This window comes from Bacillus sp. MYb78 (assembly GCF_002975115.1).
GTDB classification, from domain to species: Bacteria; Bacillota; Bacilli; order Bacillales; family Bacillaceae_G; genus Bacillus_A; species Bacillus_A cereus.
This window is the reverse complement of record NZ_PCOB01000002.1, coordinates 298,812-322,046: the sequence shown is the minus strand read 5'-3', so window position 1 is coordinate 322,046 and position 23,235 is coordinate 298,812. Positions and strand designations below refer to the sequence as shown.

The following is a 23,235-nucleotide window of genomic DNA, read 5'->3' as shown; positions in this document are numbered from 1 at the left end:
CCCTTTTGAAAATTATTTAATACTGTTCCCATCAAATACAAAGCGAATATCATACGAAGCATTATAATTAATAATTGGAATATTAATTTTCACCTTGCCATTTAGTTTTTTTGACAAGTCAGCAACTTCAAATTCTACAACTCTAGTATTATCTTTTTTGTTTTCACTTAACACGGTTGTTTCTACAAATTGACCATCTTTTTCTACTTGGAAACTTTTAATAGAAGCACTATCTTTCACTTTAAATGAAACATATTGTTTTCCATTTTTAACTGTTAATGTTGCTGGGCTTTCAAAATAACTATTCATTCTAGACGATTCATCTTTATCGCCTTTCCATACAGTAAAAGCAATATTATATTTTTCATCAGCTAGTTTTGTAGCAGCCTTTGCATCTTGTAAACCTAGTGTTGCGATAAATGTAAATAAAACAGCAAATACGGCAATAATCATTTTAAATTGTTTAAACATATATTCATCACCCTTCAAAAGATTTATTTACTCAATTTCACTTTACGAATTAAGAAAGCACCTGAAATAAGAATTAACGCTGCAAACAATCCAATACGTGCTTCATCGCCTGTTTTTGGGTTATCTGTTTTTTCAGCTTTTCCATTTTCATTTTTTGTTTCTTTGTTCGCTTCTTTAGCTGTTTCCTTACTCTCTACTTTTGTTTTCTCTTCTTTTACTTGTGTATCTGTTTTCGCTTGATCATTATTTTTTGTTGTAGCAGCTACACCGTTATCGCCACCTACAGCTTTTACATTTGCATCAAAAGCAAAACGAATTGTGTAGTGGTGGTCATAGTTTGCATTTGGTACAACAACATGGATTTTTACAGCTGCTGGTTTGGATAAATCATCTACTTTAAACTCTACTGTTCTTTTATCTGCCGATTCATCTTTACTAACAACTTTCGCATCAACAAAATTCCCGTTCTCTGGTGCTTTAAATTCTGTAATCCAAGCACTATGATTCATCGGAACTTGTACTCTCATCTCACCGTTTTTCACTATTAATTTTGCTGGCTTTTCAAAATAGTCATTTGCCATTGAAGCTGAATCATTTTCCGCTTTTTGAATTACGTAATTAATATCGTAAGTACCATCAGCTAGTTTTGCTGAAGCATTCCCGTATGGCATTACAAGAAAAGCTAGCATACATACGAACATTATAATAAAAGCGGGTAATACAGAAACCTTTTTCATTTTTCTTGTTTCCTCCTTTGTTATCTTTCACTCCACTTTTTGAAAATGATAATTATTCTCAATTTATAAGAAAAAAATAATCTCTTCTACCTATTATTTAATTAGCATTCTTTTATGTAATATAAGTATTATTGATTATCATTCTCATTTAATGTTAAAAATAATATCTCACCCTATTCCTTATATGAAGGCATAGAAACTGAGAAAAAATTTCAAAACTTATTTATTGATTATCATTCTCAATATAAATCAAAAAAAATAAACTATCTCTTCTCCTCTTCTTTCACCTCTTCCCCCTAACAATACTTTAGTTATAGAAAACCCTTTTCCCTCACTTCCCTTCCAATATTTCCACAACTAAGTCAATCTTAGCCTACTCATAAATTTTTTGTCAACTATATTACGTATAAAATTTTTAATATCTGAATTTCTCTATATGTGGCTTTTTCTACAAAAAAAGAGACTTTCTATTATAGAAAGCCTCTTTTCTCTATTTTTCTACAGCAATTTCCTGCTTTTGAAACTTAGAAACTATATAACCAAATCCTATACCGATTATGCCTGGAACTAACCAACCAATTCCTACACTATATAATGGAATCTTATCTAAAATAGGTGCTAGCGCTGCAATTTGAAGGTTTGCATTGTGTAACCCATCAAAGAAACTTATTGCAAATGCTCCTACAATCCCGCCCACATACATCGCTAATGGAAGACGAACGTAGTTTTCAACAAGTGATAATACGATAAGTACGATTCCAATTGGATAAATGGCGATTAAGATTGGTAATGCTAATGCATTTAACTGAGTTAACCCAAGGTTTGCTACCATAAATGCTAATACACAGAAAATGAAAACGACTTTTTGATAAGAAAGCTTTGGTAATAAGGAAGAGAAGTAATCACCACAAGCTGCAACAATACCTACAGAAGTTGTTAAACATGCTGCTGTAATTGCGATCCCTAGTAATAAAGTTCCGTAGCTACCAAATAAATGATTCACGACATTTGTTAAAATAATTCCTCCGTTTGCGCCCATTCCAAGCGATACACTAGAAGCTCCAAGATACGCAAGCGCTAAATATACAAGTAGTAAACCAAGTGCTGCAATAAATCCTGCAAAGATTGTTACTTTTGCAATACTATTTTTATTTGTAATGCCTTTTTCTTTTAACGCATGAATTACAACATTTCCGAAAACAAGTGCTGCAAGTCCATCTAAAGTTAAATATCCATCAATAAATCCTTTGAAGAGAGGAGCACTATACGCTTCTGTCGGTGCACCAAATTCTCCAATTGGTGTAATAAGTGCTTTACCTACGATAATTGCAATAACTGCTAATAATATTGGAGTTAGTACTTTACCAATACGCCCCACTAATTTCGAAGGATTTAAAGCTAAATAGAAAGTGACTGCAAAGAAAATAAGTGTAAAGATAACAAGTGGATATGACTGACCAGCTATCTCACTTGGTAAAAACGGTGCAACACTCATCTCATAAGCTACTGTTCCTGTACGCGGCACACTTACGAATACGCCTAAACATAAATAAATTGCAGTGATAAAAACAAGTGCGAATATAGGATGTACACGTCCTGCTAGCTCATTAATATCTCCCTTTAAAGCTATAACAATTACTCCTAATAAAGGTAGTCCAACCCCTGTTACGATAAAACCAAACAGCGCGATCCATACGTCCGTTCCAGCACCTTGCCCTAACGCTGGTGGAAAAATCATATTGCCTGCACCAAAAAACAGTGCAAATAACATTAAACTTATTGCAAACATCTCTGAAAACTTTAAAGATGATTTCATTTCTACTAACCTCCTAAAATAATTAATTGACAAAATATTCTGATTTTAAATCCGTCACATATCCTCTTTCAAGCATACTTCCCCGTAAAAGAACGCAAAAAACACCCGTCCCTAACAAAGGGACGAGTGTTGAAATCGTGGTTCCACCCTTATTCTAATAAAATGAATTTATAGCAAAATAAGCTCATTTTATAGCTCGTGTAAATTGATAACGGTTTTATCCGTCAAGAATTACAATGCATCATGTATGCAGTTCACTCTTGAAGTTTAGAGGTGGTAAGCTTGTCTTTTCGTATTAGGAAGCTCACAGCCTAAGGCTCCCCTCTCTGAGAATCGTAAAATACAACTCATGTCCTCATCATTACTTTTATAAAATATCTTGTCGAAACTTGTTGTTTTTTATTATATGGGCTATTTTTTAAAAAATCAATAGTTTTATTTTTTCTGACAAAAAAATATAGGGAGAAAATTTTTCCTCCCTATAACTGCCCTTTTAATATCTCTAATTCCTCAGTTGCAATGTTCCGCCATTTTCCTACTCCAAGCTCATTTAGCTCTATATTCATAATGCGCACTCGCTTTAGCTTTATTACAGTAAATCCGAAAGCACGACTCATTCTACGAATTTGCCTGTTCATTCCTTGCGTTAAAACGATACGAAATGTTGATTGATCGACTCTCGTCACTTTGCACGGCTTCGTCATACCATCTTTAATCTTTACACCGCTGGACATCTCATCAATAAACCAGTCCGTAAAAGGTTTATCGACTGTGACAACATATTCTTTCTCGTGTTCGTGATCACCGTGTAAAATTTGATTGGCAATCGCGCCATCATTCGTTAATAAAATAAGTCCTTCTGATGCTTTATCTAATCGCCCAACTGGAAAGATTCGCTCTGGGTAATTGATATAATCAATAATATTATCTTCAATATGATCAGCTGCTGTACAAGTAATTCCGACTGGTTTATGGAATGCGATATACACCTTTTCTTTCTCTTCTTTCGCAATAACCTGTCCATCAATCGTTACAACATCACCATCGCTCACAAGTGCACCGTGCGTACATATTTCGCCATTAATAGCCACGCGTCCAGCTTTAATAAGGCGGTCTGTTTCACGTCTTGAGCATGATTTTGCTTCGCTTATGTATTGGTTGATTTTCATGTTTTATTCCTTTTCATATATAATAAAAACGTCAATCTATGGCAATATCATTATGCCACGATTGACGCTTTTTCACTTCGCAAAAACAACTAAATAAATAACCCCAATCACCAAAAATATTCCACAACAAGCTAACAATACTTTTGCAAGTTTGTCCATAAACATATAATGGTTTCCCCTTTGTTTCGTTGTTTGCTATTTTAATTCGACAACTGTTACGCCTAGGCCTCCCTCGCCCATGTCACCGTAACGGTAATTCTTCACGCCGCGATGCTTCTTCAAGTAATCTTGTACACCTTGGCGAAGCGCTCCTGTTCCTTTACCGTGAATGATTGATACACGAGGATAACTTGCAAGCTGGGCATCGTCTAAATATTTTTCAACGCGCATCATTGCATCTTCATAACGTTCACCGCGAAGATCAAGTTCCAATGAAACGTGGTAATCTCTACCCTTCACACTTGCGACTGCTTTTTTCTCTGTTTGCTTCGGTGTGTTAATGTATTCCATGTTAGATTCTTTTACTTTCATCTTCAGAATCCCGATTTGTACGCTCCACTCTGTATCACTTACTTTTTCAAGTAATTGACCCTTTTGACCGAACGTTAATACTTTTACTTCATCACCTGCGCGTAACTGTTGTTTCGGCGCAGTGTTTTTCACGTTTACTTTTTGTTTCTTCACAAGCTCTGGCGCTGTTCCTTCTAGACGGCTCTTCGCTTCAATAAGCTCATGGTCTTTCACATTTACAAGCTGTGCTTTACGCAATTGACGAAGTTCTTGAATAATCCCTTCTGCTTCTTTCTTCGCAGCTTCGACTTTTTCTTCCCCTTCTTTTTGCGCTTTTAATAGTTTTTCATCACGCTCATCGTTAAACTCAATAATTTGACGTTGCAACTCACGATGAAGTTTCTCAGATTGTTTGCGAAGTGCCTCTGCTTCGTTCCAGTCACGCTCTGCGTTTTTCTGGCTTTCTTCTAACTTCGCAATCATATTTTCAATTTTATTTGTATCTGTACTAATATGGTTACGTGCTTGGTCAATAACGCGATCAGATAATCCAAGGCGCTTCGAAATTTCAAAGGCGTTACTGCGACCTGGTACACCGATTAATAATTTATAAGTTGGACTTAATGTATTTACATCAAACTCAACACTCGCATTAATAACTTGCTCACGGTTGTATCCGTATGCTTTTAATTCTGGGTAATGCGTCGTAGCAACAACGCGAGCACCGCGGTTACATACTTCATCTAAAATCGAAATTGCTAGTGCAGCACCTTCTTGCGGGTCTGTTCCAGCACCTAATTCATCAAATAAAACTAAGCTTTCAAAATCAGCTTTTTCTAAAATATCTACAATGTTCACCATATGTGAGGAGAACGTACTTAAGCTTTGTTCAATCGACTGCTCATCACCGATATCAGCAAAGATATTTTTAAATACACAAATCTCTGACTCATCCATTACTGGAATGTGAAGACCAGATTGCGCCATTAATACACAAATACCAACTGTTTTCAGCGTAACTGTTTTACCACCTGTATTCGGTCCTGTAATAACAATTGTTGTGAAATCTTTACCTAGCATAATGTTATTTGGCACAATAATTTCTGGATCGATTAGCGGATGACGAGCTTGTCTTAAATCCATATAACGCTCGTTATTTACAATTGGTTTCGTTGCTTTAATTCGTTTCGCATAAAAAGCTTTCGCAAAGATGAAATCAAGATTTGCAACTACTTCTACGTTTGATAAAACGATATCGGCTTCTACTGCCACTTCTTCTGTTAACATTAATAAGATGCGTTCAATTTCTTGTTTTTCTTTCACTCGTGCTTCTTGTAGTGCATTATTTAATTCTACAATTACTTGTGGTTCAATAAATAATGTTTGTCCAGAAGCAGATTGGTCGTGAACAATACCGCCATATACGCCGCGGTATTCTTGTTTTACTGGGATTACGTAACGTTCATTACGAATTGTTACAATCGAGTCAGACAGCATCTTTTGCGCGTTTGAAGAACGCGTCATATTTTCTAACTTTTCACGAATACGGCTTTCCGCAGTACGAATTTGAGTACGAATACCACGCAGTTTATCACTCGCACTATCGACTACTTCACCGCCATCACCGATGCAATTTGTAATTTTCTTTTCTAACTCATATAAAGATACAATTTGAGCGACATGAGTTTCTAAAATCGGAAGCTCGACACCGTTATCAGCCATATCTTCAATGAAACGTTTCATATTACGACTACCATACATCGTATTCGCAATATCAAGTAGTTCATTCGGGCTTAACATACTTCCAATCTTTGCACGCTTCACATTCGAGCGAATATCCGTAATGCCACCTAATGGTGCACTACCTTTTAAACGAATGACTTTCGCTGCTTCATCCGTTGTATCTTGCATTTCTACAATTTCTTCAAAATCAGTGCTCGGCACTAAATTCTTCACTTTATCACGGCCAAGTGAAGAGGCTGTATGTTCAAGTAATTGTTCTTTTACTTTATTGTATTCTAATACACGCAACGTTCTTTCTAACATGTTGCAGGTCCCCCTTGTGTTACTTATTACGTTTAATATAGTCTAATAAACGTTCAATATCCCATGTGTTAATCACGTTATCTTTTTGAATCCAACCTTTACGTGCTGCAGCGACACCTGTTTCCATATCTTCTAACATTTCAAGTGTATGAGCATCCGTATTAATCGCTACTTTTACACCAGCATCTTGTGCTTGTTTTAATAATTTCGCGCTTAAATCTAGACGGTTCGGATTCGCATTTAATTCTAAAACTGTATTTGTCTCTTTTGCGAGTTCAATTAATAAATCTGTATCTACATCATAACCCTCACGGCGCCCGAGAAGACGTCCTGTCGGATGGGCAATCATTGTGACATGTTTATTCTCAAGTGCAGTACGCAGACGCTTCATAATCGTTTCACGGTCTTGTGAGAAGCTAGAGTGAATCGCTCCAATGACATAGTCTAATTCTTCTAATACTTCACCATCAAAATCAAGAGAGGCATCTGGTAAAATGTCCATTTCAATTCCGCGTAAAATTGTAATGTCTGGATACTTTTCATTCATACGTTCAATTTCTTTCGCTTGCTCACGAAGACGCTCTTTCGTTAAACCATTCGCTACTTTCAAATATTGCGAGTGATCAGTAATCGCCATAAACTTGTATCCACGAGCACGGCACGCTTGTACCATTTCTTCAATAGAAAAAGCACCGTCACTCCAAGTTGTATGCATATGTAAATCACCTTGTATATCGGAAAACTGAATTAAGTTCGGATACTCTTTAATTAATTCAATTTCTTTTCCATCTTCACGCACTTCTGGCGGAATAAATGGCAGACCGAAATGAGCGAAGAAGTCTTCTTCAGTCTCAAATGTTTTCACTTCACCTGTTTCCAAGTTCTCTACACCGTATTCACTAATTTTCTCGCCTTTATCTTTTGCGATTTGACGCATTTTTACGTTATGGTCCTTTGATCCTGTGAAATGGTGAAGAGTTGTAATAAACTCTTCTGGTTTTACTAAACGAAAATCGATTGAAATATCATATTCATATTGAAGGCGGACAGAAACTTTTGTATCTCCACTTGCGATTACTTCAATCATATTATCGAATTGTAGTAAATGCTCACGTACCGCTGCTGGTTCTGTCGTTGCAATGATAAAATCTAAATCTTTCACTGTCTCACGAACACGGCGTAAGCTACCAGCGCGAGAGAAACGAATTACTTCAGCAATATTCGACAATTTCTCCTCTATTTCCCCGGCAATAGGCAATACCATCGCAATTGGTAAACGCTCTGGACGAGAGCCTACTTGATCGATTGCTTCTAATATTTTCTCTTCTGTCTTCTTACCGAAACCTGCTAAAGCCTGTACTTTATTTTCCTCACAAACAGCTTTTAGCGATTCCATATCAACAACACCAAGTTCTTTATATAACTTAGCCACCTTTTTACCACCAAGTCCTGGTAGTTTTAATAACGGCAATAAGCTACTTGGTACTTCTTTCTCAAGTTCTTGCAATACTTCAGATGTTCCCGATTCTATATATTCTTGAATAACGGCTGCTGTTCCTTTTCCGATTCCTGGAATCTTTGTGAAATCTTCAATTTCAGAAAGACTACGATCGTCACTTTCTAATGCTGCTGCCGCTTTACGAAATGCAGATATTTTAAATGGATTCGCACCCTTTAGTTCCATAAAAAGCCCGATTGTCTCTAATAATTTGATAACTTGTTTTTTATTTACTTTCATCATTGCCCCGCCTTTCTTTCATAGAAAAAAACTTCTCTTTCCGAAAAAAGAGAAGTTATACTCTGCTACCTGTCTGCCATAGTTCCTTCACCTTTTCAGATAGAATCGGTGTATCGTCTACAATTATTTTGCTAATTGATGATTTTTGTAATGGTGTTTGTACTTGTTCAATCGGAAGAATATTTCCAATGATAATTAAGACAAACAAAATAATATATACTTCTAAAAATCCGAGGATTGCCCCCGCAAACGCATTTACTTGCTTTAAAACCGGTATTTCTGCAAACATATTTAACAAATTACCAAGTAATGAAAGTGCAATTTTAGTGATAATAAACAATATGATAAACGCAAGCGCTTGATAAAATACTGTCTCAATATTATTTGCATCAATCCATTCTGGAACAGATACGTTTTTATCAAATGGATACGGAATAAATTTCGCAAGTGCTGGCGATAAATCTTTACAGTACCAGTATGCAACAAGGTATGCGATAATAAAGCTTGTTAACTTTACAAGTTGCAGAATAAACCCTCTGCGTAAGCCGAGGAAAAATCCCATAACAAGCAGTAAAATGATAATAATATCAATCATGTTATTCCATTCCTTTTTTTGTCATACTTTCTTTCAATTTCTCATGTTCTTCTTTTAATTTTATGTAATCGTGTATGACGTTTACCGCCGTCAATACCGCTAGTCTACTCGTGTCAAGCGAAGGATTCTTGGCATTGAGTTCGCGCATTTTATCATCCACAATCGCTGCTACCATGCGGATATGACTTGTACTTTCATCGCCAACAACTGAATATTGTTGACCATAGATTTCTACATTAATTCGACTTTTCTTTCCCTTTTGTTGTGACAACTCACCGGCCTCCAATCACGTACAGAATCCTAAAGTTTATCATACCATGAACCTTCATAATATGGAAACAGAAAGAACAATCCGATATGATAAAAATAACAATATAAAAAAAGGGGTGACCATTATGTCAAATTCTATCGTAATTCTAACAAATTCTACAGTAATTGAAGACATGAAACAACAATATAAACATTCGCTTAGCCCGAAAACTCCGCAAGGCGGGATCTTCATGGCAAAGGTACCATCTTGCACGATTACAGCGTATAAATCTGGAAAAGTAATGTTCCAAGGAGGCCGCGCTGAAGCAGAAGCTTCTCGTTGGCAAACTGTCTCTCAAACACCGAAAACAGCTGTGAAAAAATCTGTTGATTCCCATCGTTATGCTCCGCCTGCTTCCATCAGTACAATGTCTATTGTAGGGTCTGATGAAGTTGGTACGGGAGATTTCTTTGGACCGATGACAGTCGTTGCTGTATATGTGGATGCAAAGCAAATTCCACTACTAAAAGAACTTGGTGTAAAAGACTCTAAAAACTTAAATGACGATCAAATTACTGCCATTGCGAAACAACTTCTACACGTTGTTCCTTACAGCTCCCTTGTCCTTCATAATGAAAAATATAACGAGCTATTTGATAAAGGAAACAACCAAGGTAAGTTAAAAGCTTTACTACACAATAAAGCTATTACAAACTTATTAGCTAAAATGGCACCTACAAAACCTGAAGGCGTCTTAATCGATCAATTCACACAACCTGATACATACTATAAATATTTAGCAAAACAAAAACAGGTACAGCGTGAAAATGTTTATTTCGCTACGAAAGGTGAAAGCGTCCATTTAGCAGTAGCCGCTGCTTCTATTTTAGCTCGCTACTCATTCGTAAAACAGTTTGACGAACTAAGTAAAAAAGCTGGTATGCCACTTCCAAAAGGTGCTGGTAAACAAGTTGATATCGCCGCTGCTAAATTAATTCAAAAGCTTGGTAAAGAACGATTACCTGAGTTTGTGAAACTGCATTTCGCTAATACAGAGAAGGCGTTTCGCTTATTAAAATAGTATCGACAAAAACAGGAGCCTACAAACTCCTGTTTTTTGTTTCACCCTACTATTGTCCTTGTAATTATGTCACAACATAAATATACATATTATTAAAATTAAAGAAGATAATTCCTATTACTATTTCTATAAATGATTCTAAACATCTTACTAGGTAATCCCATGAAAGACAATTCAAAATTAGGGAGAATATCCAACTATTAAGTGAGCAACAGGAGTTCCAAAATTTAATCGAAAGATATGGTAGATCATTCCTATTAAATTTTCGGATTCGAAAATTTATCGTGAAACACGATGCACAACAAGCTACAACACTTCTGTGAGGAATTTGAATTCATGATTAGAAGAAAAGGATTGTTTACATAAGGAGGGAATTCATATGGACGCTGTGAAAGTTAAAAAATTATTATATGTTTTCATACACCTCGTAGGTCCACTTTCTTACTTCATTATTTCTACTGTTTGGGGCACTTTCTTCACTACTAAATCCACATTCGAAAACATATCTGATAGCCTTAGCGTTATGGCCATCTATTACGTGTTCATAAGTTTACTGTGGTTTTTCTATTTCGATCGATTAGACAAAGACATAAATAAGATTACAAAAGAAATTAACGATAATATGATGTAACACATAACAAAGGAGAGCCCTTAAGACTCTCCTTTGTTATGTTAGCTTCGTTTCTGCTTCTTATTAGATGAAGGTACTTTATGAGAACCTGTTTCATGTGTCGTCGTTCCTTGTCCTTCTACTTCTGGAGAACCTAGGCCCGATCTTGAATGATCTTTTTTCACTTTTTTACTCATTTATATTCACCCCTTCGCGTTACTTTTTGCTACAGGGTAATAAACTATGCAAAATAAAAAGCGAGAGGAAATCCTCTCGCTTTTTTCACATTTTAGAACTCAGAAGAACCTGGAGTTCTTGGGAATGGAATTACGTCACGGATGTTAGCCATACCAGTGATGTACATTAGGAAGCGCTCGAAACCTAGACCGAATCCAGCGTGTTTTGTACCGCCGTATTTTCTAAGTTCTAAGTACCACCAGTAGTCCTCTTCGTTCATACCTAATTCTTTAATTCTGTCTACTAAAACGTCCATTCTTTCTTCACGTTGACTTCCGCCGATTAATTCGCCGATGCCAGGAACTAGAAGGTCAGTAGCAGCTACTGTTTTTCCATCTTCATTCATACGCATGTAGAACGCTTTAATGTCTTTCGGGTAGTCAGTTACGAATACAGGGCGTTTGAAGATCTCTTCTGATAAGTATCTTTCATGCTCTGTTTGTAAGTCAATACCCCATTCTACTGGGTATTTGAAGTCAGCACCTGATTCTTGAAGTACTTTAATTGCTTCTGTATATGTGATGCGACCGAAGTCAGAGTTAATCACGTTGTTCATACGCTCTAGAACTGTTTTATCAACGAAGCTGTTGAAGAAGTCCATTTCTTCTGGTGCATGCTCTAATACATATTTCATTGCATATTTCAGCATATCTTCTGTAAGATCCATTACATCGCCTAACTCAGCGAATGCAATCTCAGGCTCAACCATCCAGAACTCAGCAGCGTGGCGAGTTGTGTTTGAGTTTTCCGCACGGAATGTAGGTCCGAATGTATATACATCACGGAATGCTAATGCATACGCTTCAGCGTTCAGCTGTCCACTTACTGTTAAGTTTGTTTCTTTACCGAAGAAGTCTTTTGATTCATCAACTTTTCCGTCTTCACCTTTTGGTACGTTATTTAAATCTTGCGTTGTTACGCGGAACATTTCGCCAGCACCTTCTGTATCACTACCAGTGATGATTGGTGTGTGGACATGTACAAATCCACGCTCTTGGAAGAACTGGTGAATCGCAAATGCTGCGATAGAACGTACGCGGAACGTTGCAGAGAATGCATTTGTTCTTGGACGTAAGTGAGCGATTGTACGTAAGTATTCAAACGTATGACGCTTCTTTTGAAGTGGGTAATCAGAATCTGATAAGCCCTCGATATCAATTTTTTCTGCTTTAATTTCAAATGGTTGCTTCGCTCCAGGCGTTGCAATTACTTTACCTTCTACTTTCACCGAAGAGCTAAGTGGAAGCTTTGCAATTTCTTTAAAGTTCTCTAATTCTGTATCGAAAACGATTTGAACGCTTTTGAAGAAGCTACCGTCGTTTAATTCGATGAAACCAAATGCTTTTGAATCACGTAAGTTACGAATCCACCCTGATACTTGTACTGTTTGACCTGCATACTTTTCTGTATCTCTATACAGACTTTTTACTAATGTGTTTTCCATAGTGAAATTCTCCTTTGCTGATATATTTAAATACAAAAAAACCTTTCATCCATAAAGGGACGAAAGGTTAAACTTCGCGGTACCACCCAATTTGTCATAAAGACCAACTTTAACTCGTATGTAATACATACTTCCCGGTTTGTAACAGGCCGGATTCCCGTCTAAGTCTACTCTTGAATACAAGATTCAATTTCGGTTAGCAACTCCAAGGTGTTCTTCACATATACCGCCTCATCAGGCTCTCACCGCCCCTGACTCGCTTTGGATTATAGTATATACTACTTTTCCTTATCATCGTCTTTCATTTTGTTAAACTAAAATTAATGTACTACATTCGAGAGAAAGATGCAAGATGCCAGAAAATATATAAGCGATTTTTGTAATATATCGACTTACCGACATCTGTCGACGATTGTGCAATAAAAAAAATTGCCGGAATGAATCCGGCAATTTTCTAATTACTTACGTAACTCCGCACCAAATTTCTCTTCTACCGTTGTTAATACACGGTTATGCGCTTCTGTTACTTCTTCATCTGTTAACGTACGTTCTGCATCGAAGTAAGTCATAGAGAATGCAAGTGATTTCTTGCCTTCTTCCATTTTTTCACCTTCGTATAAGTCGAATAGTGTTACGTCTTTCAGAAGTTCTCCGCCAGCTTCAGCAATGACTTGCTTCATTTCACCAGCTTTTGTTTCTTTTGTTACTACAACAGCCATGTCACGTGTCATAGATGGGAAACGTGGAATTGCTGAGTAGTAAGTTTCTTCTGCGTCTGCACCGAATACTTTTACAAGAGATAGTTCGAATACGAATGTATTTTTCACATCTAATTGTTTTTCTGCTTCTGGGTGCAATTGACCGATGAAACCAATTACTTCGCCATCTAATACGATATCAGCTGTACGGCCTGGATGCATACCTTCACGTTTTGCTGGTGCATATGTGATTTGGTTTGAAACGCCAAGTACGTCGAATAGTCCTTCTAGTACACCTTTCATAACGAAGAAGTCTACTACTTTCTTCTCACCTTGCCATGCATGGTGAAGAGCAAGACCTGTCATAACACCTGCAAGGTGTTGTTCTTCTTTCGGAAGTTCTCCTGCTTCTGTTGGTAAGAAGATAGAACCTACTTCGTACAAAGCAACGCTGTCGTTTTTACGAGCAACATTGTATGAAACTGCTTCTAGCAATTGTGGCACTAAGCTTAAACGAAGTTGGCTGCGCTCTTCGCTCATTGGAAGCGCAAGGTTTACAGGTGCTTTTTCGTTTGGCTCAACCATGTATTGTTTCGCTTTGTCAGCGCTTGTTAATGAATACGTGATTGCTTCATATAAACCAGCACCCTCTAAGAAGCGGCGTACTTTACGACGTTTCGTTTGTGCTGATGTTAATTTACCACGAGTCATTGTTCCAGAAGGTAATGTAACTGGAATGTGGTCATAACCGTATAGACGGCCCACTTCTTCTACTAAGTCTTCTGAAATTGTAATATCAGGACGACGTGCTGGTACATTTACATGGAATGTTCCTTCTACTTCTGTGAATGGGAATTTCAAGTTTGTGAACATTGTACCCATTTCACTCGCAGAAATATTTGTACCTAATACACGGTTTACTTTTTCAGCAGTAACAGATACTGTACGCTCTTGTACTTGTAAGTTGTCAGCTTCTACTACACCTTCAAGTGCTTCACCGCCAGCATATTTCGCCATTAAAGCAGCTGCGTGTTGAATTGCTTCAAATGTACGTGTTGGGTCGATTCCTTTTTCGAAACGTGCACTTGATTCACTACGAAGACCTAAGTCTTTTGATGTACGACGCACTGTTTGACCTGCAAAGTATGCAGACTCAATTAGAACGTTTACTGTCTCATTTGTAACTTCAGAATCCGCTCCGCCCATCACACCAGCAACAGCTAAAGCTTTTGTACCGTTTGTAATTACAAGGTGGTGGCTTTGTAATGTACGCTCTTGATCATCTAACGTTTCAATTTTTTCGCCTTCTTTTGCAAGACGAACAACGATTTCTTTTGAACCTAATTTATCGTAATCGAATGCATGTAACGGTTGACCGTATTCCATTAAAATGTAGTTTGTAATATCAACTACGTTGCTAATTGGACGAATACCAGCTGCCATAAGGCGAGTTTGCATCCACATTGGTGATGGACCAATCTTTACGTTTTTAACCATTTTTGCAATGTATAATGGGTTTTCTTCTTTCGCTTCTACACTTACAGAAATATAATCAGAAGTTTTTTCTGCTGTTTCTTGTAATTCGATAGCTGGAAGTTTTACTTCGCGGCCGTAAATAGCAGCCACTTCATATGCAACACCTAACATGTTTAAGCAATCTGCACGGTTTGGTGTTAAGCCAAGCTCAAGTACTTCATCGTGTAAGTTTAAAATTTCAAGTGCATCTGCACCAACTTCAGCGTCACTTGGGAAGATGAAGATACCATCTGCGTATTCTTTTGAAACTAACTTTCCATCAATGCCAAGCTCTTGAAGAGCACAAACCATACCGTGAGAAGCTTCACCACGTAGTTTTGCTTTTTTAATTTTGAAGTTACCAGGAAGTACAGCACCAACTTTTGCAACTGGTACTTTTAAACCTTTTGCAATGTTAGCAGCTCCACAAATAATTTGAACTGGCTCTTCTTCACCGATATCGATTAAGCATTTGCTTAATTTATCAGCTTCTGGGTGTTTTTCACATTCTAATACGTGACCAACTACAACACCTTTTACACCTTTATTTAATACTTCAACACCTTCTACTTCAATACCACTTTTCGTGATTTTGTCTGCTAGTTCTTGTGCTGTTACATCTTTAATATCTACATACTCTTGTAACCAACGATATGATACGAACATATTTATCCTCTCCTTCCCTTACGCTCGTTTGAATTGTTGTAAGAAACGTACATCATTTGTATAGAAATGACGAATGTCATCTACGCCGTATTTCAACATTGCGATACGCTCTGCGCCCATACCGAATGCGAAACCTTGATATTCTTTTGAATCATAACCAGCCATTTCAAGTACGTTCGGGTGAACCATACCTGCGCCTAAAATTTCAATCCAGCCAGTTCCTTTACAAGTGCCGCAACCTTTGCCATGACACATCATACAAGAAATATCCATCTCTACAGATGGCTCTGTGAATGGGAAGAAACTTGGACGAAGACGGATTTCACGATCTTCACCGAACATCTTTTTCACGAATACTTGCAGTGTACCTTTTAAGTCACTCATACGAATGTTTTTATCAATTACAAGACCTTCAATTTGCATGAACTGATGTGAATGCGTCGCATCATCATCATCGCGGCGATATACTTTACCAGGACAGATAATTTTGATTGGGCCTTTTTCTTTATTATTTTCCATCGTACGTGCTTGCACAGAAGATGTATGTGTACGTAGTAACGTTTCTTCTGTAATGTAGAATGTATCTTGCATGTCACGTGCTGGGTGATCTTTCGGTAAGTTTAGTGCTTCGAAGTTGTAGTAGTCTTTTTCTACTTCTGTTCCTTCAGCTACTTCATAACCCATACCGATGAATACATCTTCAATTTGTTCAACAACAGCTGTTAACGGATGGTGACAACCTGTTTCAACAGGACGACCTGGTAATGTAACATCAATTGTTTCCGTAGCTAATTTCGCTTCAATTACTGCTTTTTCTAAGTTACCAATTTTGTCTTCTAGACGCGTTTGGATCGCTTCACGTACTTCATTTACTAATGCTCCCATACGTGGACGCTCTTCTGCTGATAATTTTCCCATGCCGCGTAATACTTCTGTAATTGGACCTTTTTTTCCTAAATACGCTACGCGTACGTCGTTTAAGCCCTTTAGCTCTTTCGCTTCTTCAATAAGCTCTAACGCTTTTTGCTTTAGCTCTTTTAAACGTGCTTCCATTTTGGAACCCTCCTAATTTTAAAAATAAAAAAACCTCGCTCCCAAAAAGGGACGAGGTAAATTCGCGGTACCACCCTAAATTGACAGAACAAGTCTGCCCACTCATTAGTTATAACGATCAATTCTGACCGGAACGCCTTTACATATATATGGTCCTGGCGTCAACTCCAGAGGTGAATTCACTTCCGTCTACCATAAGAATGCTTTCAGTCTACGGCATTCTCTCCCTATATGGCGATTTTGTAAGCTACTCTTCTCTATCAACGTTTTTCGTTATTTAACTTTTAATATAATGTACTTCAACTTATTATAAGAAGTTTTTTATTTGTTCGCAACCGGGCTTTGCAAATAATACGTTAAAATCCCTGCTGCAACCGCAACATTTAATGATTCTGCCCCGCCGTAAATCGGAATATACAAGTTTTGATCCGTTTTTGCAAGAATTTCTTGACGTACGCCATTTCCTTCATTTCCAACAATTAATGCAAAACTTCCGGCCGGAGTTACTTCACCATACGGAACTCCATTTTCAAGAGCTGTTCCATATACAGGAACGTTATTTTCTTTTAACTTGTCTACCCATTCTTCTAAGTTCCCTTTTACAATTGGTAAGTGAAAAATAGAGCCTTGTGTAGAGCGGAGTACTTTACTATTGTAAACATCAACACAACCTTCTCCAAGCACAACGGCGTGAATACCAGCTGCATCAGCTGTACGAATAATTGTTCCTAAATTACCTGGGTCTTGCAGGCCATCTAATAAAAGGAATTTCCCATCAGTAAGAGCTACTTCTTTCTCATGCTTCTCACAAACAGCAAATACACCTTGCGTCGTTTCTGTTTCACGAAGTATTTTTACAATCGCCTCAGGCACGATATACATTTCCACATCATTAACTGTCCAATCTTTCGGAAGGTCTGTCTGATCTGAAACGATAAGTTCTGTTACAATTCCTGCCTTCAGAGCTTCCTCGACTAAGTGAAATCCTTCTACAAAAAATAAACCTTTTTTATCGCGTTCTTTTTTCGTTTGCAGCTTTTTCCACTGCTTTACACGCGGATTTTGTACTGAATCAATGTTTTTCATAATATGTATTTCCCTCTCTTCTTGTCTTATCATTATAGCCTATTTTTCATACATATTTACATAAAAAAGAACAAAAACTAACGTCAGTTTCAATTCTGAAGAAGAGGTGAAAGCAATGAGTTTTAATTTACGCGGTGCCGTATTAGCGAATGTATCTGGTAATTCACAAGATCAATTACAAGAAACAATTGTCGATGCAATTCAAAGCGGTGAAGAAAAAATGCTTCCAGGTCTTGGTGTTTTATTTGAAGTCATTTGGAAAAACGCTGATGAAAATGAAAAGCACGAAATGTTAGAAACACTAGAGCAAGGATTAAAAAAATAAGCAATTTGAAAATCACCTTTGCATAAGCTAAGGTGATTTTTTTACGAAAAAATTTTTCTTCTCCTAAACATTTCTACTTTACTAACGAACTATGATGGAGTACAATGTTCAAAATACATTTAAACCGATCGATTTTTCTTCATATACATCATTAGATAAAAGGAGTGAATGTTTTATGCACCGTATTACGCTTGAACAAGTTTTTAAACATCACATTACACAAAAATACGTAAACCGTTCTGGAATGGTCCACGCGATTGCTGTCGCTTACCATGCGTTTCACTTAGCTAAAAAGCATCACGCCTCAGTCGATGCTGCGACAAAAGCCGGTTTCCTTCATGATATCGGACATCATACGTGGTACACAGGCGGCGAATGGGACTATGACTTATATAAAAAGAATGATATCCATGCAATTAAAGGCGCAGAAAGAGCTCATAAATTACTTATTAGATTGGGAGAGCATCCAAAACTAGCAAAAGAAATTTCTATCGCAATTCTTCTTCATACAGATTCTTTCTTAGTGGAACAAGAAATTGAAAGAACATCTCTTCAAAACATTATTAAATGGGCAGACGAAGCAGATGAAGAACCAGGCGGAGCTCATCATTATAGAACGATTTCTTATGAAAAAGCACTTAAAGCTATTCAGCAATTAGATCGATTGGTAGAGCGTGAATTGCAAATAGAGCAAGCAAAATTGAATAACAAGGCAGAACATAGTTATCAATGAGAAAGAGGCATCACTACAGGGTGATACCTCTTTTATTATTTTATGGAAAATAAACCTTTATCCCGCATTAACGGGCAGTAAGACCCCCACCTCGAAATTCAGCAAAGACGAGGAAGTTAGATGGGGAATCAACTGCCCGTAAAAGCCCGATTGGTGAGGGCTGATAATCAGTGGGGGATGAACCTCCCCAATGATTAAAGTTTCACTTTATATGTAATATTTAAATGTTACATTCAAAAACAATTTACTTTATAATTAAATATACAAATATAAAAGAGGTGATTTTACAAATGCAACCCGCTACACAGCTTTCTAATGAACAAAAACACTCGATGTCATGGGGACAATTTATTAGCTCTGTTTTATTCGCCTTTTTTGGAACTGGACTTATTACTGTGTTCCTCGCAATGCCATTAACAATTTATACAGCAGGTCTTACAGATAAAAAACAAGTTGCCCTGTATGAATCTATTGCAAATACTGCAAGTACCGTATTACAACTAGCTGTATTGTTATTCTTCATTTTTAAATTCGAACCCGCAAAAAAATTACTACTAAAGTCTTTTAACTTTAAAACACTGAAAGAATGGCGCACATACGTATACTTACTTCTTTTCTTCGTTATCAACATCATACTCAATTACATCTTGTTAAATTATGTGTTCCAAGACGCAACAAAGCAGCAATCTTCCGCACTAAGCTTAGACGTCTTTAAGCAATATCAAATATTATTACTTCTCAGCTTTGCAATACTCACACCCATTTTTGAAGAACTTATTTTCCGTGGTTTTATACTTCGCTTCTTCTCAGAACGCTTTCCATTTTGGATTGCAGCCATCGTAACAAGTTTCTTCTTCGGTATCGCTCATACATACTCACTTGGGGTAATGGTAATTACTTTCTTTATGGGATTATTAATGGCCATTTTATGTAAAAAAACAAAGTCCATTATTCCAGCTATGTTATTTCATATTATGAATAACATGTTGGCATTCTTGAGTTAAAAAGAGGTATCATCGCGATACCTCTCTTTACTCTTTTATCATAACTTCAAACTCTTCTGCGGTTAGCGTTTTTGATAATCCGTATCGTTATTACCCATTTCCTTCAATTCATATATACTCATTAATAATATCCAAAATAAACCTCATGTAGTAAAATATAACTTAATTCACATAAAGGAGTTTACATATGTTCAGTATTATTTGGATGCTTTTCACGCCACTTCTCTTACTATGCGGGATTGCTGGTGGTATTTTTTTAATAGTAACAGGGATTAAATATCGGAAATTACTCGTTGGTTTAATGGGGCTACTTACCCTATCCTTTGTCACACTACCTTTTGTTCTTTTAAGTGTAGGGATTCATATCGATACAATTTTCCCGATTCCAACTGCTCTATACTGGACGCTATTTTCTTTAACTGGATTATTAGCAGGGGTAAGTGGAGTACAAGCAAAAATTAAAAGTATACGTAATATGGGATTCATTATTTTTACCACTGGAATATTAGGGGTTATTTTCTGGGTACTCATGTCTGTAGGTGATTCATTCTATATATAACATTTTTTGAAACCCACAAATCGGAGGTAATACAGAAGTGTTTGGAATATTAACTTGGATGATTTTAGCTCTTACTTTAATGTTATGCGAATTCATCGTCGGCATTTTTTTAATTATTGCTGGCATGAAACATCGTAAATTACTTACCATTATAGCTGGTTTCACTAGCATATTACTAATCGTTGTTCCTATTGTTTGTATAGGTTCTGGAATAGATTTAGAGGGGATGGTTCCAATTTCGGGAACTTTATATTGGTGCTTCTTCTCTTTAGCTGGACTATTAGCTATTATAAGCGGCAGGCAAATATCGAGTATTTGTTCTATGGGGACAATTTTGTTTATAACAGGGCTGTGCTCCGTAACTGGTTATCATTTTTTATATCTCACTCTTTAAAAAGGCAAAAAAGCAGGGAAATTAATTCCCTGCTTTTCTATTTGGTTTATTGCCTGATGGTAAGAAGAACGATAACACCCAAGCAATCCCTGCAAGTATCGTTGCAATTAAGAAGGCATCGTTAATACCGTTAATTGCAGATAGCTTTGAAATTTGTCCATATAATAGTTGTGTGCTCATCGCGTCTCCTGCTTGAGCTGATCCAGCTAAGGCCGCTAAGCTTTGACCCATGCCGTGTACTTTATCAACTAAAATTGGGTTTGATGTTGTTAACATGTTGCCGTAATCTGCTACGTGAGCAGTCGTTTGTTGCGTCATAAGTGTAATTAAAATCGCTGTTCCGATTGAACCCGCTACTTGTCTTGACGTATTTTGCGTTGCTGTACCGTGAGAAATTAATTTCATCGGCAGCGCGTTCATACCAGCTGTCATAATTGGCATCATAATGAATGACATACCAATTGAACGTATAATATAATCCGTCATAATAACGCTATACGGTGTATCCATCGATAATTTTGTAAATTCATATGTCGCATACGTCGTAATTGCCAATCCAATTATCGCTAATGGACGAATGCCATATTTATCGAATAATTTACCCGCCACTGGTCCCATGATCCCCATAATTAATGATCCTGGAAGAAGTAGTAAACCAGATTCAATTGGCGTAAAGCCACGAATGTTTTGCAGATATACTGGAAGCAATAACATACCTCCGAATAATGCCATCGTAACGATTGCGTTAATTACTAAAGTAAAAGTAAATACTGGATATTTAAATACTTGTAAATCAAGCATTTTATTGTCCGTTGTTAACTCTCTCCAAATAAATAACGCTAAACCAATTACACCGATAACAAGTGAAATAATGACTTCTGCACTAGTCCAACTATTATTTCCAGCTTCACTAAATCCGTACAATAAGCTTCCTAGTCCAATACTTGAACTAACCACACCGAATATATCTAATTTCGTTTTAGACACTGGCTGAGCTAGTGTAAAGAATTTTAAAGATAGAAACGTAATAATTAAACCAATAATAAACATCGCATAGAACATTAAGTTCCAGCTATAGTTTTCAATCACCCAACCTGTTACAGTTGGTCCGATAGCTGGCGCTAAAATCATCGCTACACCTAGTAATCCCATCGCCGCTCCGCGTTTATGAGGCGGGAATAACGTCATAAAGATATTCATACCAACCGGCATTAAAATACCCGCACCAACTGCTTGAATTACGCGACCTGTCATCATCATTGTAAAGTTTCCTGAAGTAGCACAAATGATAGATCCTACCGTGAAGAATAACATTGCTGCTACGAATAATTTACGATACGTAAATCGTGAAACTAAAAAGGCACTAATCGGTACTAAAATACCATTTACAAGCATGAAGCCTGTAATTAACCATTGTGCTGTTGAAGTTGATACATTAAATTCATTCATTAACGGAGGTAATGCAACGTTAATGATTGTTTGGTTTAAAATAGAAACGAACATGCCGAGAATTAATACAGCTACAACTGCTTTTACGTTCACATTCTCTACAGGCATAGACATTTGTTTTTTCGGCACTTCTTTTTCTTGTTTTACTTCTTCTTGCTTTCCTGTTTCTAACTCAACTACATTAGAAATTTCCGATTCTTGCTTTCGTTCAATTTCTTTCTCTTCTGTTTCAACTTTACTTACTTCTATTTTACTTACGGCTGGGACTTGTTCTTCTCCCATTTTCGTTTTTTTCTTTCGTAAAAGACGATTTACAAGGAAGAAGACGATTATACAAAATAGTGCATATCCTGCAATTACAATTGAGGACATCTCATCTCCCCCTTACTTATGAATACGAACTGTCACATTCATGCCAGGAACAATATTTACTGATTTGCTATGATCTAAAGAAATTTTAACTGGTACTACTTGTGTTACTTTCGTATAGTTCGCTGTTGCGTTGCTTGATGGCAACATAGAGAATGTATTCGCTGTTGTTAAGCCAACTTGTTCTACTTTTCCTGTTAACGTTGTATCTGGGTATGCATCTACATACACATCTACATCTTGACCTTTTTGAACATCATCAACATCTGTTTCTTCAATGTTTGCTGTTACCCATAAATTGTTCATATCAAATGCATAAGCAATCGGGCTACCTGCTCCAACGAAAGCATTTGTTGTTGCGTTTGATTGTACAACTGTTGCATTTTGTGGAATTGTTACATCTACTGTTTGTTCTCCATTAGCTGCCGCTACAGTAACAGTACCTAATTTATCGTTCTCATTATAATTTTTTCCTACTTCAGCTTTCCAGTCAGTTAGTTTACCTGCTACTGGTGAAGCAACCGGAATTACCTTTCCATCAATCTTTGCATTGTCTGTTTTTAAGTAATTTTCCGTTTGATTGTAATAGTAATAACCGCCAATACCGCCGCCAACTAGTACAATTAATGTGATAATGTTGATAATTACCATTCTTCGAAACTGATTCATTGCATTCCTCT

General features: G+C 36.9%; 22 protein-coding genes, 1 pseudogene and 3 other annotated features. Of the genes and pseudogenes, 8 read left to right on the top strand and 15 right to left on the bottom strand.

Annotated features, from left to right (window positions below):
• Positions 1–12: 12 nt before the first annotated feature.
• The 8 genes from CQ064_RS05625 to zapA all read right to left on the bottom strand — a co-directional run bounded on the left by CQ064_RS05625 (position 13) and on the right by zapA (position 9,353).
• The gene (locus CQ064_RS05625) at positions 13–471 is read right to left on the bottom strand and encodes an NEAT domain-containing protein (RefSeq protein ID WP_000476160.1); all 459 of its coding nucleotides are present in this window, start codon (positions 469–471) and stop codon (positions 13–15) included.
• A gap of 23 nt (positions 472–494) precedes the next feature.
• The gene (gene isdC, locus CQ064_RS05620; RefSeq protein WP_000757939.1) at positions 495–1,208 is read right to left on the bottom strand and encodes a heme uptake protein IsdC; all 714 of its coding nucleotides are present in this window, start codon (positions 1,206–1,208) and stop codon (positions 495–497) included.
• A 490-nt stretch (positions 1,209–1,698) separates the two neighbouring features.
• A complete protein-coding gene (gene brnQ6 / locus CQ064_RS05615) occupies positions 1,699–3,024 on the bottom strand; it encodes a branched-chain amino acid transport system II carrier protein BrnQ6 (protein WP_000842650.1) in 1,326 nt (441 codons plus the stop codon).
• A 115-nt stretch (positions 3,025–3,139) separates the two neighbouring features.
• Positions 3,140–3,395: a binding site (T-box leader), on the bottom strand.
• A gap of 108 nt (positions 3,396–3,503) precedes the next feature.
• Positions 3,504–4,193: a 23S rRNA pseudouridine(2604) synthase RluF gene (locus tag CQ064_RS05610; protein WP_000700737.1), complete on the bottom strand. Its 690-nt coding sequence runs from the start codon at positions 4,191–4,193 to the stop codon at positions 3,504–3,506.
• A gap of 195 nt (positions 4,194–4,388) precedes the next feature.
• The gene (locus CQ064_RS05600) at positions 4,389–6,749 is read right to left on the bottom strand and encodes an endonuclease MutS2 (RefSeq protein ID WP_000893743.1); all 2,361 of its coding nucleotides are present in this window, start codon (positions 6,747–6,749) and stop codon (positions 4,389–4,391) included.
• A 19-nt stretch (positions 6,750–6,768) separates the two neighbouring features.
• Positions 6,769–8,487: a DNA polymerase/3'-5' exonuclease PolX gene (gene polX / locus CQ064_RS05595; protein WP_000867534.1), complete on the bottom strand. Its 1,719-nt coding sequence runs from the start codon at positions 8,485–8,487 to the stop codon at positions 6,769–6,771.
• A 55-nt stretch (positions 8,488–8,542) separates the two neighbouring features.
• Positions 8,543–9,082 (bottom strand): CvpA family protein, encoded by a 540-nt coding sequence (locus CQ064_RS05590; RefSeq protein WP_000565417.1) that lies wholly within the window; start codon positions 9,080–9,082, stop codon positions 8,543–8,545.
• 1 nt (position 9,083) lies between these two features.
• A complete protein-coding gene (gene zapA, locus CQ064_RS05585; RefSeq protein ID WP_000082701.1) occupies positions 9,084–9,353 on the bottom strand; it encodes a cell division protein ZapA in 270 nt (89 codons plus the stop codon).
• A gap of 124 nt (positions 9,354–9,477) precedes the next feature.
• On the opposite strand from zapA, the gene rnhC reads away from it, so the two are divergent.
• From rnhC to CQ064_RS05570, 3 genes and pseudogenes are all read left to right on the top strand, one after another.
• Positions 9,478–10,413, top strand: a complete 936-nt coding sequence (gene rnhC, locus CQ064_RS05580; protein ID WP_000071564.1) for a ribonuclease HIII — start codon at positions 9,478–9,480, stop codon at positions 10,411–10,413.
• A 132-nt stretch (positions 10,414–10,545) separates the two neighbouring features.
• A pseudogene (locus CQ064_RS05575) lies at positions 10,546–10,779 on the top strand (hypothetical protein).
• 13 nt (positions 10,780–10,792) lie between these two features.
• Complete coding sequence (locus CQ064_RS05570) at positions 10,793–11,044, top strand: hypothetical protein (protein WP_000340262.1); 252 nt, start codon at positions 10,793–10,795, stop codon at positions 11,042–11,044.
• 41 nt (positions 11,045–11,085) lie between these two features.
• Here the strand turns inward: CQ064_RS05570 and CQ064_RS05565 are convergent, their stop codons facing one another.
• From CQ064_RS05565 to CQ064_RS05545, 5 genes are all read right to left on the bottom strand, one after another.
• Positions 11,086–11,220 carry a YuzL family protein gene (locus CQ064_RS05565; protein WP_000039588.1) on the bottom strand — a complete coding sequence of 45 codons (135 nt, stop codon included), beginning with the start codon at positions 11,218–11,220 and terminating at the stop codon, positions 11,086–11,088.
• 92 nt (positions 11,221–11,312) lie between these two features.
• Positions 11,313–12,704, bottom strand: a complete 1,392-nt coding sequence (gene asnS / locus CQ064_RS05560; RefSeq protein ID WP_000432188.1) for an asparagine--tRNA ligase — start codon at positions 12,702–12,704, stop codon at positions 11,313–11,315.
• Positions 12,705–12,756: 52 nt separating this feature from the next.
• Positions 12,757–13,008 (bottom strand) — a binding site (T-box leader).
• Between the two features lie 154 nt (positions 13,009–13,162).
• The gene (gene pheT, locus CQ064_RS05555; protein ID WP_000498195.1) at positions 13,163–15,583 is read right to left on the bottom strand and encodes a phenylalanine--tRNA ligase subunit beta; all 2,421 of its coding nucleotides are present in this window, start codon (positions 15,581–15,583) and stop codon (positions 13,163–13,165) included.
• A gap of 18 nt (positions 15,584–15,601) precedes the next feature.
• On the bottom strand, positions 15,602–16,636 hold the full coding sequence (pheS, locus tag CQ064_RS05550; RefSeq protein ID WP_000388220.1) for a phenylalanine--tRNA ligase subunit alpha: 1,035 nt from the start codon (positions 16,634–16,636) through the stop codon (positions 15,602–15,604).
• A gap of 44 nt (positions 16,637–16,680) precedes the next feature.
• Positions 16,681–16,909 (bottom strand) — a binding site (T-box leader).
• Positions 16,910–16,957: 48 nt separating this feature from the next.
• The gene (locus CQ064_RS05545; protein ID WP_001986644.1) at positions 16,958–17,755 is read right to left on the bottom strand and encodes a TrmH family RNA methyltransferase; all 798 of its coding nucleotides are present in this window, start codon (positions 17,753–17,755) and stop codon (positions 16,958–16,960) included.
• Positions 17,756–17,837: 82 nt separating this feature from the next.
• Here CQ064_RS05545 and sspI point away from each other — a divergent pair, with 82 nt between their 5' ends.
• From sspI to CQ064_RS05520, 5 genes are all read left to right on the top strand, one after another.
• A complete protein-coding gene (gene sspI / locus CQ064_RS05540) occupies positions 17,838–18,047 on the top strand; it encodes a small acid-soluble spore protein SspI (RefSeq protein ID WP_000009509.1) in 210 nt (69 codons plus the stop codon).
• A gap of 175 nt (positions 18,048–18,222) precedes the next feature.
• Positions 18,223–18,780, top strand: coding sequence for an HD domain-containing protein (locus tag CQ064_RS05535; RefSeq protein ID WP_000554803.1), 558 nt, complete (start codon positions 18,223–18,225; stop codon positions 18,778–18,780).
• A 290-nt stretch (positions 18,781–19,070) separates the two neighbouring features.
• Positions 19,071–19,784, top strand: coding sequence for a CPBP family intramembrane glutamic endopeptidase (locus tag CQ064_RS05530; protein ID WP_001182112.1), 714 nt, complete (start codon positions 19,071–19,073; stop codon positions 19,782–19,784).
• 187 nt (positions 19,785–19,971) lie between these two features.
• Positions 19,972–20,343, top strand: a complete 372-nt coding sequence (locus tag CQ064_RS05525; protein ID WP_000491397.1) for a hypothetical protein — start codon at positions 19,972–19,974, stop codon at positions 20,341–20,343.
• A 37-nt stretch (positions 20,344–20,380) separates the two neighbouring features.
• Positions 20,381–20,737: a hypothetical protein gene (locus tag CQ064_RS05520; protein ID WP_000467059.1), complete on the top strand. Its 357-nt coding sequence runs from the start codon at positions 20,381–20,383 to the stop codon at positions 20,735–20,737.
• A gap of 21 nt (positions 20,738–20,758) precedes the next feature.
• On the opposite strand, the gene CQ064_RS05515 is transcribed toward CQ064_RS05520, so the two are convergent.
• Both CQ064_RS05515 and CQ064_RS05510 read right to left on the bottom strand, forming a co-directional pair.
• Entirely contained in the window at positions 20,759–22,558 is a 1,800-nt protein-coding gene (locus CQ064_RS05515; RefSeq protein WP_000095293.1) for a DHA2 family efflux MFS transporter permease subunit, read from the bottom strand.
• A 12-nt stretch (positions 22,559–22,570) separates the two neighbouring features.
• Positions 22,571–23,224 carry an HlyD family secretion protein gene (locus CQ064_RS05510; RefSeq protein ID WP_001071419.1) on the bottom strand — a complete coding sequence of 218 codons (654 nt, stop codon included), beginning with the start codon at positions 23,222–23,224 and terminating at the stop codon, positions 22,571–22,573.
• Between the last annotated feature and the right edge of the window lie 11 nt (positions 23,225–23,235).

What these genes read in the sequence shown, in the direction of transcription:
- CQ064_RS05625 (WP_000476160.1), bottom strand. Translation starts at nt 471, where the DNA reads ATGTTTAAACAATTTAAAATGATTATTGCCGTATTTGCTGTTTTATTT.
- isdC (WP_000757939.1), bottom strand. Translation starts at nt 1,208, where the DNA reads ATGAAAAAGGTTTCTGTATTACCCGCTTTTATTATAATGTTCGTATGT.
- brnQ6 (WP_000842650.1), bottom strand. Translation starts at nt 3,024, where the DNA reads ATGAAATCATCTTTAAAGTTTTCAGAGATGTTTGCAATAAGTTTAATG.
- CQ064_RS05610 (WP_000700737.1), bottom strand. Translation starts at nt 4,193, where the DNA reads ATGAAAATCAACCAATACATAAGCGAAGCAAAATCATGCTCAAGACGT.
- CQ064_RS05600 (WP_000893743.1), bottom strand. Translation starts at nt 6,749, where the DNA reads ATGTTAGAAAGAACGTTGCGTGTATTAGAATACAATAAAGTAAAAGAA.
- polX (WP_000867534.1), bottom strand. Translation starts at nt 8,487, where the DNA reads ATGAAAGTAAATAAAAAACAAGTTATCAAATTATTAGAGACAATCGGG.
- CQ064_RS05590 (WP_000565417.1), bottom strand. Translation starts at nt 9,082, where the DNA reads ATGATTGATATTATTATCATTTTACTGCTTGTTATGGGATTTTTCCTC.
- rnhC (WP_000071564.1), top strand. Translation starts at nt 9,478, where the DNA reads ATGTCAAATTCTATCGTAATTCTAACAAATTCTACAGTAATTGAAGAC.
- CQ064_RS05570 (WP_000340262.1), top strand. Translation starts at nt 10,793, where the DNA reads ATGGACGCTGTGAAAGTTAAAAAATTATTATATGTTTTCATACACCTC.
- CQ064_RS05565 (WP_000039588.1), bottom strand. Translation starts at nt 11,220, where the DNA reads ATGAGTAAAAAAGTGAAAAAAGATCATTCAAGATCGGGCCTAGGTTCT.
- asnS (WP_000432188.1), bottom strand. Translation starts at nt 12,704, where the DNA reads ATGGAAAACACATTAGTAAAAAGTCTGTATAGAGATACAGAAAAGTAT.
- pheT (WP_000498195.1), bottom strand. Translation starts at nt 15,583, where the DNA reads ATGTTCGTATCATATCGTTGGTTACAAGAGTATGTAGATATTAAAGAT.
- pheS (WP_000388220.1), bottom strand. Translation starts at nt 16,636, where the DNA reads ATGGAAGCACGTTTAAAAGAGCTAAAGCAAAAAGCGTTAGAGCTTATT.
- CQ064_RS05545 (WP_001986644.1), bottom strand. Translation starts at nt 17,755, where the DNA reads ATGATAAGACAAGAAGAGAGGGAAATACATATTATGAAAAACATTGAT.
- sspI (WP_000009509.1), top strand. Translation starts at nt 17,838, where the DNA reads ATGAGTTTTAATTTACGCGGTGCCGTATTAGCGAATGTATCTGGTAAT.
- CQ064_RS05535 (WP_000554803.1), top strand. Translation starts at nt 18,223, where the DNA reads ATGCACCGTATTACGCTTGAACAAGTTTTTAAACATCACATTACACAA.
- CQ064_RS05530 (WP_001182112.1), top strand. Translation starts at nt 19,071, where the DNA reads ATGCAACCCGCTACACAGCTTTCTAATGAACAAAAACACTCGATGTCA.
- CQ064_RS05525 (WP_000491397.1), top strand. Translation starts at nt 19,972, where the DNA reads ATGTTCAGTATTATTTGGATGCTTTTCACGCCACTTCTCTTACTATGC.
- CQ064_RS05515 (WP_000095293.1), bottom strand. Translation starts at nt 22,558, where the DNA reads ATGTCCTCAATTGTAATTGCAGGATATGCACTATTTTGTATAATCGTC.
- CQ064_RS05510 (WP_001071419.1), bottom strand. Translation starts at nt 23,224, where the DNA reads ATGAATCAGTTTCGAAGAATGGTAATTATCAACATTATCACATTAATT.